This window comes from Kribbella sp. NPDC023855, assembly GCF_040639475.1.
In the GTDB taxonomy this organism is placed as follows: Bacteria; Actinomycetota; Actinomycetes; order Propionibacteriales; family Kribbellaceae; genus Kribbella.
On the sequence record NZ_JBFAAA010000014.1, the window covers coordinates 172,649 to 184,683 of the forward strand.

Sequence of the window (12,035 nt, forward strand, 5' to 3'; positions counted from 1 at the left end):
AGCACGCCACATAGTAAGCGGCCGGATGCCGCGCGGCCGGACCCGTTAGCCTTCCGGGCGTGGACGTGCGTGGAGAGGTGCTGACGACGGCGGTACTACGAGCCTGGGCCCGTACTGCGTTGTCGGAGCTCGGGCGCGCCCGGGCGGAGATCGACGAGCTCAACGTGTACCCCGTCCCTGACGGCGACACCGGCACCAACCTCTACCTGACCTGGGAGGCAGCCTGCGACGCCCTCCCCGAAGGCGAACTCACCTTCGCCGAAGCAGTCCAAGCCTTCGGCCGAGGAGCCCTCCTGGGAGCCCGCGGCAACTCCGGAGTCATCACCTCCCAACTAGTCCGCGCATGTGGTTTACGGCTGGCGGAGAACCTTCCCAGAGATCCAGTGGAGGTCAGTGGGGGAGTGCTGGCGGATGCGCGGATGAGTGAGGCGGTCGCCTTCGCGGATGCGTTGGTGTTTGCGGCTGATGCTGCCTACAGCGCGGTGGCGGAGCCGGTTGAGGGGACCATGCTCACGGTTGCCCGGCAGGCGGCTACTGCGGCCATGGAGGCGGCCAACGAGGGGAAGAGCCTGGCCGAGGTGTGTCTGGCTGCAGTAGCGGCTGCACGAGTGGCTCTCACCAAGACCACCGAGCAGCTGGAGGTACTACGCCGTGCCGGTGTCGTGGACGCCGGTGGTGCCGGGCTGGTCGTGATTCTGGGGGCCATGGAGTCGGTCCTGTCCGGACGCGGGCCGGCGGCGACTACCGGCGTACCGGCTCGGGTTCCGCCGCTGGAGGCCTTGGTGCCGGCGCAAGGGACCGACCTGGATCCAGACGGACCGGCGTACGAGGTCATGTATTTGCTGGAGGCGCCGGACGAGCAGATCGGCGACTTCCGCGGGCAGCTCGCCGGGCTGGGGGACTCGGTCGTGGTGGTCGGTGGGGACGAGCTCTGGAACGTCCATGTGCACACGGATGACGTCGGCGCGGCTATCGAGCTCGGGATAGGGATCGGGAAGCCGTACCGGATCAGGGTCACCCACTTCGCCGACCTGGCTCACCGGGTGCCGGTGCCGAACCGGGCGGTGATCGCTGTAGCCGCTGGCGACGGACTGGCGAACCTGTTCGCCGAGGCCGGTGCAGTCGTCGTCCAAGGCGGCCCTGGAAGGCGCTGCTCGACAGGTGAGCTACTGAAGGCGATTGAGCGTTCCGGAGCGCCGGAGATCGTGCTGCTGCCCAACGACAGCGACTCCATCGCAGTAGCCGAGGCAGCGGCGGCTGCGGCCCGGCAGGACGGCGTACGGGTGGCGGTGATCCCGACGCGGGCACAGGTCCAAGGGCTGGCGGCGATCGCAGTACACGACCCTGAGCGGAGCTTCGACGACGCAGTCGTGCAGCTCTCGGCAGCGGCCGGGCAGACCCGGCACGGCGCGGTGACGATCGCCGTGAAGGACGCCTGGACGATGGCCGGCACCTGCCGGATCGGTGACGCGCTGGGCGTGGTGGACGGCGACTTCACCCTCATCACCGACGACCTGGAGACCGCGGCAACGGGAGTTGTGGACCGCTTGCTGGGCGGTGGCGGCGAGCTGATGACGGTGGTCACCGGCCGTGAGGTGGACCCGGCGCTGGTCGACGCGCTGGTACGGCACGTGCGGCGGATTCGCCGGGATGTCGATGTCGTGGTGTACGACGGTGGTCAGGAAAGGTACCCGTTGCTGATCGGGGTGGAATGAAGACCGACATCGACCGCAAGCTCCGCGACTTCGTCGGGGCGAAGACGGCCAAGAGCTTCGCCGAGGTGCTCGGCATCGAGACCGTCGGTGAGTTGCTGCGGCACTACCCGCGGCGCTACCTGAAGAAGGGCGAGCTGACGCCGTTCGACGAGTTGCAGGTCGGCGACCAGGCGACCGTCAGCGGGCGGGTCAAGAAGGTCACCGTCCGCTCGCTGGACTCCAAGCAGGAGATCCGCCCCGACGAGGTGCAGAAGTTCCGCCGGCACAAGACGATCACCAAGGTCGTCGTCACCGACGGCCGCAACGACCTCGAGCTCGCCTTCTTCAACCAGCCCTGGCTGGCGAACAAGCTGACCGTCGGGACGGCCGCGCTGTTCTGGGGCGAGGTGACGATGTTCCGCGACATCATGCAGCTCAAGGGCCCGGGCACCGAGATCCTCGACGAGGAGGACCTGACCGAGGAGGAGATCGAGCGCCGGGCCAAGCCGTTCCGGCCGCTCTACCCGGCCAGCGCGAAGCTGCCGACCGCGACCATCGAGCGCAGTATCAAGATCGTGCTGGACAACCTCGAGGACGTGGACGACCCGATCCCCGAGCTGATCCTGCGCAAGGAGCGGCTGATCGGCCTGCGCGAGGCCCTGCAGAAGGTGCACCTGCCGGAGACCGAGAAGGACTGGGAGGTCGCGCAGAAGCGGTTCCGGTTCGAGGAGGCGCTGGTGATGCAGACGATCCTGGCCCAGCGCCGGGCCGTCACCGACGCGCTGAAGGCCGTGCCGCGGGTCAGGACCTCGGGTGGGCTGCTGGACGAGTTCGACGCCCGGCTGCCGTTCCGGCTGACCGAGGGACAGGCCGAGGTCTGCGACGAGATCTTCGCCGACCTGGCCCGGCCGCACCCGATGCACCGGCTGCTGCAGGGTGAGGTCGGCTCCGGCAAGACCGTGGTCGCGCTGCGGGCGATGCTGTCGGTGGTCGACGCAGGGGGCCAAGCGGTACTGCTCGCCCCAACCGAGGTGCTCGCAACCCAGCACCACAAGACGTTGACGAAGATGCTCGGTGAGCTGGCCGAGCAGGGCATGCTCGGGGGTGCCGAGCAGGCCACCCGGGTCGGGTTGCTGACCGGGTCGCTGAATGCAGCAGCCCGGCGTACGGCGATGTTGGACGCGGCCAGTGGCGCCGCCGGGATCGTGGTGGGCACGCACGCGCTGCTCGAGGACAAGGTGCAGTTCGCCGATCTCGGGCTGGTGGTGGTCGACGAGCAGCACCGGTTCGGTGTCGAGCAGCGGGCCGCGCTGAGTCAGAAGTCGGGGGACGCGACGCCGCATGTCCTGGTGATGACCGCGACCCCGATCCCGCGGACCGTCGCGATGACCGTGTTCGGCGATCTGGCGGTGTCCACGCTGACCGAGCTGCCCGCCGGACGGTCGCCGATCATGAGCTCGGTGGTGCCCGCCAAGGAGCGCCCGGCCTGGCTCGATCGCGCTTGGGAACGGGTCCGCGAGGAGGTCGGCAAGGGCCACCAGGCGTACGTCGTCTGCCCGCGGATCGGCGACGACGTGAAGAACGCCGGTGATGAGGAAGGCGAGTTCGCGGCCGGTGCGGAGGACGAGGGCGGCGCGAAGGGCAAACCGCGGCCGGCCATCTCGGTGCTCCAGGTGGCCGAGGTGCTCGAACAGGTGCTGGGCGATCTGCGGGTGGAGATCCTGCACGGGCGGCTGCCGTCCGACGAGAAGGACTCGGTGATGTCGCGGTTCGCGGCCGGCGAGATCGACGTGCTGATCGCCACCACGGTGATCGAGGTCGGCGTGGACGTGCCGAACGCCTCGACGATGGTGATCATGGACGCCGACCGGTTCGGCATCTCCCAGCTGCACCAGCTGCGCGGGCGGGTCGGCCGGGGCAAGGTGCCGGGCCTCTGCCTGCTGGTGACCGACACCTGGCCGGCTTCACCGTCACGAGCCAGACTCGACGCCGTGGCCGCGACGAGCGACGGCTTCGAGTTGTCCCGGATCGACCTGGAGAACCGCCGCGAGGGCGACGTGCTGGGAGTTGCCCAGTCGGGTCGGCGAAGCAGCCTCAAACTGCTCAGCGTCCTCCGCGACGAGGAAATCATCCTCACCGCCCGCCACGTCGCCAACTCCCTCATCTCGGTCGACGCCGAACTCGCCGAATACCCAGTACTACGTTCCTACATCCGCAGCGCCCTGGAGTCCGAAGCCACCGACTACTTGGAGAAAACATGACCCGCATCGTCGGGGGAGTGGCCGGAGGCAGGCGGATTGCCGTACCACCTGGCAACGGAACCAGGCCGACGGCTGATCGGGTCAGGGAGGCGCTGTTCTCTTCTCTGGAAGCGGAATTCGGTGGGTTCGACGGGTTGCGGGTGCTCGATCTGTACGCCGGTTCGGGTGCGGTCGGGCTGGAGGCGTTGTCTCGGGGCGCCTTGCAGGTTGTGCTGGTCGAGTCGGATCGCGTGGCGGCCGAGGTGGTTGCGGCGAATATCAAAGCTGTCGGGCTGCCCGGGGCCACTCTGCTCACCCGGCCGGTCGAGAAGGTTGCCTCAGGCCCCAAGTTGGAAGGACCGGTCGACCTGGTCTTCGCCGACCCTCCGTACAAGCTGGAAGCCGGTGAGCTGCAGGACGTGCTGACCGCGCTGGTGACCGGCGGCTGGCTGGCCGATGATGCGGTGGTCGTGGTCGAGCGGGCCAAGCGCGAGCCCTGGGAGTGGCCCGAGGGGTTCGCCGCGCTGCGGGACCGCAAGTACGGCGAGGCGCGGCTTTGGTACGGTCACCGCCATGAGTAGGGCTGTGTTTCCCGGCACCTTCGATCCGCCCACCAACGGGCACCTGGACGTGATCGCCCGGGCGGCGGCCGCGTTCGACGAGCTGATCGTCGCGACCGGGGTGAACCAGTCCAAACAGCGGCTGTTCAGCGTCGAGGACCGGGTCGCCATGCTGACCGAGATCGCCGCACCGTACCCGAACGTCCGGGTCGGGACCTTCGAGGGGCTGCTGGTCGACTACTGCCGGGCCGAGGGGGCCACAGTGATCGTCAAGGGGCTGCGCTCGGGCGGGGACTACGACTACGAGCTGCAGATGGCCCAGATGAACAGGAAGCTGTCCGGTGTCGACACGCTGTTTGTGCCGACCGCCCCGGAGAACGCTTACATCTCCTCCAGCCTGGTCAAGGAGATCGCGAAACTGGGAGGTCCGGTGGAGGGTTTCCTGCCGCCCGCCGTCCACGCGAAGTTGCTCGCGGCCCTCTAGCTGAGCGTGACCGGGGCGCCGAGGTGCCCGGTCGGCGCGCGCGGTGAGTGCCCGGATTGGGCCAACCGGTGCGGACTTGGTAATGTTGTCCACTGGTCTTGTTGAGACCGAGATTCTGCCTGCCTACGCCTGAAAGGGATGTCCTGAACGCCTTGGACCCGCGGTCCCCACTCGTGATCGATACGCACGAGCTGTCACGCCGCGCCGGGTCCCAGCGCGAGGTCTCCTTCACGGCTCCGGCACCGCCGGATCTCGGAATCGACGTGATCGGCGTCCCCGAAGGCGATCCGATCCAGTTCGATCTGCGACTGGAAGCGGTGGTCGAAGGGGTGCTCGTGACCGGTTCGGCCAGTGGCCGGCTGGTCGGGGAGTGCGCGCGGTGCCTGGTCGACGTCGAGGACGAGTTCCTCGCCGACGTCCAGGAACTGTATGTCTACCCCGGTAGCGAGGCCGAGCCCGACGAGGCCAGCCGGATGGAGGGCGATCTGATCGACCTCGAGCCGGCGTTGCGGGACCAGGTGGTGCTCGCGCTACCGTTCCAGCCGCTGTGTACGGACGACTGTCCGGGTCTGTGCCCCGAGTGTGGGGTGCGCCTGGTGGAGGAGCCCGGCCACAAGCACGAGGACGGAGCCGACCCGCGCTGGTCCGCTCTGCAGGGCCTGCTCCCGCAGGATGAACGACCGTAGTACCGAGCAGCCGTAGTACCTGAAGCAGTTCGCCAAGTCACCAGCCAGCCGGCCGGGTCGCAAGCCCCCGGCCGAACCGAGGAGTCATAACCGTGGCCGTTCCGAAGCGGAAGATGTCGCGCAGCAACACCCGGAGCCGCCGGGCCCAGTGGAAGGCCACTGCGCCCGCCCTGGTCACCTGCGTGAACCCCGCCTGCCGCGCGAAGCACCTGCAGCACACCGTTTGCCCCACCTGCGGCCAGTACGGCGCCAAGGGCGAGCGTCGCCAGGTCGTCGAGAGCTAAACGGCACCAGTCAGTGAATTCAGTCAACGGATCGGGGCTCTACGCCGAGCTGAACCAGCGGCTCGGCGTATCGCTGGCTGACGAACTACTGGAGCACGCCTTCACCCACCGTTCGTTCGCGTACGAGAACGGTGGGTTGCCGACCAACGAGCGGCTGGAGTTCCTCGGGGACTCCGTGCTCGGCGTCATCGTCACGGAGTCGTTGTTCCGCAACCATCCGGACCTCTCCGAGGGCCGGCTGGCCAAGTTGCGCGCCGCGGTGGTCAACATGCGCGCCCTGGCGGGTGTGGCCCGCGAGCTGAAGCTGGGGAAGTACCTTCGGCTGGGGCGCGGCGAGGAAGCCACCGGTGGGCGCGACAAGTCGTCGATCCTGGCCGACTGTGTCGAGGCACTGATCGGCGCCGTCTACCTGGATCGCGGGTTCGAGACCGCCGGCCGGGTCGTGCACACGCTGTTCGACGAGCTGATGGAGTCGTCGGCGCGGCTGGGTGCCGGCCTGGACTGGAAGACCAGCCTGCAGGAGCTGGTGGCGCAGCTGGGAGTCGGCGTACCGGAGTACGTGATCGCCGAGTCCGGTCCTGACCACGCCAAGACCTTCGAGGCGCGGGTGCGGATCGGTTCCGACACCTACGGCCACGGCATCGGCCGGAGCAAGAAGGAAGCCGAGCAGCAAGCTGCCGAAACCGCCTGGAAGGCGCTCAGGGCAGCCCACCCGGACAGCACAGACCCGTCCCAGCAGCCCTAGCGTCCGGTGCCTGAGCTTCCCGAGGTAGAGGTCGTTCGCCGCGGACTCGCGGATTTCACCACCGGGCGGACGATCGACGCCGTCGAGGTACTGCATCCTCGCCCGGTACGGCGGCATCTGGCCGGGCCGGACGACTTCGTCGCGAAGCTCAAGGGGCAGACGTTCGCCACCCCGGCGCGGCGCGGAAAATACCTGTGGCTCCCACTGGAGTCCGGGGACGCGATCCTGGCGCACCTGGGGATGAGCGGGCAGTTCCGCGTCCAGCCGGTCGGAGCGCAGGACGAGAAGCACCTGCGGGTCCGTTTCCGGTTCGCCGACGAGGGCGGAGAGGTCCGTTTTCTGGACCAGCGGATGTTCGGTGGTCTGTCGTACTCCGAGGGCGGCGCCGAGCTGCCGGCCGAGATCGCGCACATCGCCCGGGACCCGTTCGACCCGCTCTTCGACGAGGACCTTTTCGTCGCCGGACTGCGGCGGCGCAAGACCGGTCTGAAGCGCGCGCTGCTCGACCAGACACTGGTCAGCGGAGTCGGGAACATCTATGCCGACGAGGCTTTGTGGCGGGCGAAGCTGCACTACGCCAAGGCGACCGAGACGCTGAAACCCTTGCAGGCAAGGGAAATCCTCGGTCACGCCAGGGCGGTGATGGGTGAGGCGCTGGAGGTCGGCGGGACCAGCTTCGATGCCCTGTATGTCAACGTGAACGGGGAATCCGGCTATTTCGAGCGCGGTCTGGCGGTCTACGGCCAAGAGGGTTCGCCCTGTCCGCGGGACGGCCGTCCGATCCGTCGCGAGCCGTTCATGAACCGTTCCTCGTTCCGCTGCCCGAAATGCCAGCCGGCGCCGCGACACGCCCGGTGGTGAGCGCGGTATCGTTAATTCGAGTAGCTCAGGTTGACCCAACCCCGTCGCGGTGTCACCCTGAAAGACGGCACACAATTCTGCGCTCCGTGTCATCACAGGGACCAGGGGCGCCAAACTGCCAGACCCCTTCCGGAGGACAGCACAATGGCCAAGGCTCTTCTAGGGCACCTTGGAGGCACTGACCCGCGCATGCTCGAGCAGGTTCGTCTGCTCAACCGGCGTGTCGCCGATCTGGAGGCGCACGTGATGCGCCTGCAGGCTGAGAACGACCATCTGGTCGCAGCAGTACACGACGGACGCCTGCTCACGGTCAATGAGGCTCTGCGCGAGCCTGCATCGGTCTGACCCGCCGAAGCCGCACCACATCACCGTCCGCACCACCCACGGCGGCGGCCCCTTTGTCGGGGCCTCCGCCGCGTTTTTTGCCGATCTGCGGGTCCGGCTTGGGTAGACTTGCGCTCGGAACTTCTTCCCCCGGGTAGCGGCAGCATGTAGCGGCAGCGTTACGAGCAGTTACGACGGTTCCTTTCGGTACCGTCTGTCCACTCACGGGTTGGGAGCCTCGCTTTGTACCTCAAGAGTATGACGCTCCGAGGATTCAAGTCATTCGCGTCGGCCACGACGATGAACTTCGAGCCAGGGATCACCTGCATCGTCGGCCCCAACGGATCCGGCAAGTCCAACGTCGTCGACGGGCTCGCCTGGGTGATGGGTGAGCAGGGCGTCAAGTCCCTGCGCGGCGGCAAGATGGAAGACGTCATCTTCGCCGGCACCTCCGGCCGCCCCCCGCTGGGCCGCGCCGAGGTGGTGCTGACCATCGACAACACCGACGGCGCGCTGCCGATCGAGTACGCCGAGGTCACCATCTCGCGGACGATGTTCCGCAACGGCGGCTCGGACTACCAGATCAACGGCCAGAACTGCCGGCTGCTCGACGTCCAGGAGCTGCTCAGCGACTCCGGGATCGGCCGCGAGATGCACGTCATCGTCGGCCAGGGGCAGCTCGACTCGATCCTGCGTGCCACGCCCGAGGGCCGCCGCGGCTTCGTCGAGGAGGCGGCCGGGGTGCTCAAGCACCGCAAGCGCAAGGAGAAGGCGCTGCGGAAGCTGGAGTCCACCGAGGGCAACGTGCACCGCCTCGGCGACCTGATCGCCGAGATCCGCCGGCAGTTGAAGCCGCTCGGGCGCCAGGCGGAGGTGGCGCGGCGGGCGGTGACGATCCAGGCGGAGGTCCGCGACGGCCGGTCCCGGCTGCTCGCCGACGACATCGTGCAGGCCCAGTCCGCGCTCGAGGCCGAGCTCAAGGACGAGGCGGCGCTGACCGAGAAGCGCTCCCAGATCGAGGCCGCGTTGCGGGAGGCGCGGGATCTCGAGGCCGAGCTGGAGGACGCGCTGCGCACCGACGCGCCGGCTCTGCAGGCCGCGCAGGACACCTGGTACGCGCTGTCCGGGTTCGGCGAGAAGATCAAGGGCACCGCCCGGATCGCCGCGGACCGGATCCGGTCGCTGAACGACGAGGCCGAGGAGTCGCGCAGCGGTCGCGACCCCGAGGAGCTCGAGCTGGAGGCTGCCCGAGTCCGCGAGACCGAGGCGCAGATCGAGGCCGAGGTCGAGGAGCACTCCGAGCTGCTGGCCCGGGCGATCGAGCACCGCCAGGAGCTGGAGGCCCAGCACGCCGAGGAGGAGCGCCGGATCGCGGCGCTGATCCGGGCCGCTGCCGACCGCCGCGAGGGTCTGGCCCGGCTGACCGGTCAGGTGAACGCGCTGAAGAGCCGCGCGGCTGCCGCCGAGTCCGAGATCGGCCGGCTGGCCGCCAACAAGGCCGAGGCCGAGGCGCGAGCCGCCAAGGCCCAGCACGACTTCACCGCGCTGGAGACCCAGGTGGCCGGCCTCGACGCCGGTGAGCGGGGCCTGGACGAGGAGTACGAGGCAGCCCAGAGCGTCCTGGACGAGCTGGAGGAGCGCCTCACCAAGCTCCGCGCCGAGGAGCGGGACGCCGAGCGGGAGCGAGCCGGCCTGACCGCTCGCAAGGACGCCCTGGAGATGGGCCTGAACCGCAAGGACGGCGCCGGTGCTCTGCTGGCCGCCTCCGAGCAGGTCACCGGCCTGATGGGATCGGTCGCCGCGCTGCTGAGCGTCCGCGCCGGCTACGAGACCGCCATCGCCGCCGCGCTGGGCGAGGCCGCCGACGCGGTCGCCGTGACGCACACGCAGGCCGCGCTGGACGCTGTCGGCCACCTCAAGGAGCACGACCTCGGCCGCGCCGGGATGCTGCTCGGCGACGCTCCGGCCGACGACTACACCAGCTGGCCACAGTTGCCCTACGGCGCGACGTACGCCGTCGATGTCGTCGACTGCCCGGAGACGCTCCGGCCCGCGCTGCGACGGCTGCTCCGCAAGGTCGCCGTGGTCGAGGATGTCGCCGCGGCCCGGTCGCTGATCCAGCACCTGCCCGACATCACCGCGACCACCCGCGTGGGCGACGTCCTGGGTGCGCATTTCGCGTACGGCGGCTCTGACGCCGCGCCGAGCCTGATCGAAGTACAGTCCGCTGTCGACGAGGCGGCCGAGAAGCTGACCGAGGCGACTGCGCGGAGTGAGCGGCTGCGGTTCGAGCTGGCGCAGATGGAGCGCGAGCGGGAGGCGCAGAAGCAGTCCGTCGAGATCGCGCTGGCCCGGCTGCACGAGTCGGACGCGTCGATGGCCGCGGTGGCGGAGCAGCTGGCCCAGTTCGGGTCACTGGCGAAGGCGTCCCGCGGTGAGGCCCAGCGGATGGCTGAGGCGATCGCGGCGGCCGAGGAGGAGCGCGACCGGAACCTGTCCGGCCTCGCCGACCTCGAGAAGCGGCTCAGCGACGTCGAGCAGTACGGCGACGACGAGGGCGACGAGCCCGACCCGACCGAGCGTGACCGGCTCGCCGAGGCGGCCAAGGCAGGCCGGGCGGCCGAGATGGAAGCACGGCTCGCCCTGCGGACCACCGAGGAGCGTGCGCGGGCCCTGTCCGGCCGTGCCGACTCGCTGGAGCGCGCGGCCCGCCAGGAGCGGGAGGCCCGGGCTCGGGCCATCGCTAGGGCGACACGCCGGGCCCGGCAGTCAGAGGCCGCGCAGGCCGTGCACCTGGCCGCGGGACATGTCTTGGCGCGGCTGGAGCACTCGCTGCAGCTTGCAGCCACCGAGCGCTCGGCGATTCAGGCTCAGCGGGCCGAGCGTGAGCAGGCGCTGGCCCAGGCCCGCTCCGCCACTCGAAACCTGAGCAGCGAGCTGGAGCAGCTCACCAACACCGTGCACCGCGATGCGCTGGCCCGGGCCGAGCAGAAGATGCGGTTGGAGGCCCTGTACGAGAAGGCTCTGAGCGAGCTGGGTACTGAGGTCGACGCGCTCGTCGCGGAGTACGGGCCGGATCAGCTGGTGCCGCCGCTGCCCAAGGACGGTGACGAGAACACGCTCGAGCTGGAGGGTGAGCCGTTCGACCGGGCCAAGGTGCAGAAGCGGCTCAAGCAGGCCGAGCGCGCGCTGAACCAGCTCGGCCGGATCAACCCGCTCGCGCTGGAGGAGTTCGAGGCGATGGAGGAGCGGCACCGCTTCCTCGCCGAGCAGCTCGAGGACCTGAAGAAGTCGCGGCGCGACCTGATGGACATCGTCAAGGAGGTCGACGACCGCGTCGAGCAGGTCTTCACCGAGGCCTACCGCGATGTCGAGGTCGCCTTCGAGCACGTCTTCAGCCGGCTGTTCCCCGGCGGCGAGGGCCGGCTCGTGCTGACCGACCCCAACGACATGCTGAACACCGGCATCGACGTCGAGGCCCGCCCACCGGGCAAGAAGGTCAAGCGCCTGTCGCTGCTGTCCGGCGGCGAGCGCTCACTGGTCGCGGTCGCCTTCCTGGTCGCCCTGTTCAAGGCGCGCCCGTCGCCGTTCTACATCCTCGACGAGGTCGAGGCGGCTCTGGACGACACCAACCTCGGCCGCCTGCTGGAGATCTACGAGGAACTCCGCGAGAACAGCCAGCTCCTGGTCATCACCCACCAGAAACGCACCATGGAGGTAGCCGACGCCCTCTACGGCGTCACCATGCGCGGCGACGGCGTCTCCGCAGTCATCTCCCAACGAATCCGCGAAACCGAACCCGCCTGATCGCGTGGTTCAGGCGGTGATCGTCATCGAGGCGATCTGGTCGTTCTGGATGTCGAAGGTGAAGTGGGAGGGGCCGTTGTAGCCGTTGCCGCCGACTGTGGTGGCGATGGTGACGGGGTTGCCGGGGGTGGAGATGTGGGTGTTGGTGAAGGTGACGCGTTTGCCGATGAACTCCGAGTCGCTCCAGGAGCGGATCTGGTCCGGGCCGCGGAACTGGCGGCCCCAGTCGTCGACGTAGCCGTCCGGGGCGAATGACGCGACGAAGGCGTCGGCGTCGTGGGTGTCGACGGCCCGGAGTACCCGCTGGACCGCGGTCGGCAGGGTGTCCTGATCGGTCATGGGACAAAGGT

At 69.0% G+C, this 12,035-nt stretch carries 11 protein-coding genes; 10 read left to right on the forward strand and 1 reads right to left on the reverse strand.

The annotated features are described in order from the left end of the window. Positions 1–59 precede the first annotated feature (59 nt). The 10 genes from AB0F51_RS34560 (at position 60) to smc (ending at position 11,685) form a co-directional block, all read left to right on the forward strand. Positions 60–1,715 carry a DAK2 domain-containing protein gene (locus AB0F51_RS34560; protein WP_360286925.1) on the forward strand — a complete coding sequence of 552 codons (1,656 nt, stop codon included), beginning with the start codon at positions 60–62 and terminating at the stop codon, positions 1,713–1,715. Continuing rightward, on the forward strand, positions 1,712–3,955 hold the full coding sequence (recG, locus tag AB0F51_RS34565) for an ATP-dependent DNA helicase RecG (RefSeq protein WP_360286927.1): 2,244 nt from the start codon (positions 1,712–1,714) through the stop codon (positions 3,953–3,955). The genes AB0F51_RS34560 and recG overlap by 4 nt, the downstream gene beginning before the upstream one ends. Next, on the forward strand, positions 3,952–4,515 hold the full coding sequence (gene rsmD / locus AB0F51_RS34570) for a 16S rRNA (guanine(966)-N(2))-methyltransferase RsmD (RefSeq protein ID WP_360286930.1): 564 nt from the start codon (positions 3,952–3,954) through the stop codon (positions 4,513–4,515). The genes recG and rsmD overlap by 4 nt, the downstream gene beginning before the upstream one ends. Then, positions 4,508–4,978 carry a pantetheine-phosphate adenylyltransferase gene (gene coaD, locus AB0F51_RS34575; RefSeq protein ID WP_360286932.1) on the forward strand — a complete coding sequence of 157 codons (471 nt, stop codon included), beginning with the start codon at positions 4,508–4,510 and terminating at the stop codon, positions 4,976–4,978. The genes rsmD and coaD overlap by 8 nt, the downstream gene beginning before the upstream one ends. 173 nt (positions 4,979–5,151) lie before the next feature. Next, the gene (locus AB0F51_RS34580; RefSeq protein ID WP_360286934.1) at positions 5,152–5,664 is read left to right on the forward strand and encodes a YceD family protein; all 513 of its coding nucleotides are present in this window, start codon (positions 5,152–5,154) and stop codon (positions 5,662–5,664) included. A 92-nt stretch (positions 5,665–5,756) separates the two neighbouring features. Further along, positions 5,757–5,948, forward strand: a complete 192-nt coding sequence (rpmF, locus tag AB0F51_RS34585; RefSeq protein WP_020389378.1) for a 50S ribosomal protein L32 — start codon at positions 5,757–5,759, stop codon at positions 5,946–5,948. Positions 5,949–5,961: 13 nt separating this feature from the next. After that, complete coding sequence (rnc, locus tag AB0F51_RS34590; RefSeq protein ID WP_360286937.1) at positions 5,962–6,693, forward strand: ribonuclease III; 732 nt, start codon at positions 5,962–5,964, stop codon at positions 6,691–6,693. 6 nt (positions 6,694–6,699) lie between these two features. Further along, positions 6,700–7,554 (forward strand): bifunctional DNA-formamidopyrimidine glycosylase/DNA-(apurinic or apyrimidinic site) lyase, encoded by an 855-nt coding sequence (gene mutM, locus AB0F51_RS34595; RefSeq protein ID WP_360286939.1) that lies wholly within the window; start codon positions 6,700–6,702, stop codon positions 7,552–7,554. Positions 7,555–7,743: 189 nt separating this feature from the next. After that, on the forward strand, positions 7,744–7,899 hold the full coding sequence (locus AB0F51_RS34600; protein ID WP_360286942.1) for a hypothetical protein: 156 nt from the start codon (positions 7,744–7,746) through the stop codon (positions 7,897–7,899). A 222-nt stretch (positions 7,900–8,121) separates the two neighbouring features. Continuing rightward, positions 8,122–11,685, forward strand: a complete 3,564-nt coding sequence (smc, locus tag AB0F51_RS34605) for a chromosome segregation protein SMC (protein ID WP_360286944.1) — start codon at positions 8,122–8,124, stop codon at positions 11,683–11,685. 9 nt (positions 11,686–11,694) lie between these two features. Here the strand turns inward: smc and AB0F51_RS34610 are convergent, their stop codons facing one another. Next, on the reverse strand, positions 11,695–12,024 hold the full coding sequence (locus tag AB0F51_RS34610; protein WP_360286946.1) for a nuclear transport factor 2 family protein: 330 nt from the start codon (positions 12,022–12,024) through the stop codon (positions 11,695–11,697). Positions 12,025–12,035 lie beyond the last annotated feature (11 nt).

Excerpts from the sequence above, each read along its gene's own strand:
- AB0F51_RS34610 (WP_360286946.1), bottom strand. The coding sequence starts at position 12,024 with ATGACCGATCAGGACACCCTGCCGACCGCGGTCCAGCGGGTACTCCGG.
- recG (WP_360286927.1), top strand. The coding sequence starts at position 1,712 with ATGAAGACCGACATCGACCGCAAGCTCCGCGACTTCGTCGGGGCGAAG.
- AB0F51_RS34600 (WP_360286942.1), top strand. The coding sequence starts at position 7,744 with ATGCTCGAGCAGGTTCGTCTGCTCAACCGGCGTGTCGCCGATCTGGAG.
- rsmD (WP_360286930.1), top strand. The coding sequence starts at position 3,952 with ATGACCCGCATCGTCGGGGGAGTGGCCGGAGGCAGGCGGATTGCCGTA.
- coaD (WP_360286932.1), top strand. The coding sequence starts at position 4,508 with ATGAGTAGGGCTGTGTTTCCCGGCACCTTCGATCCGCCCACCAACGGG.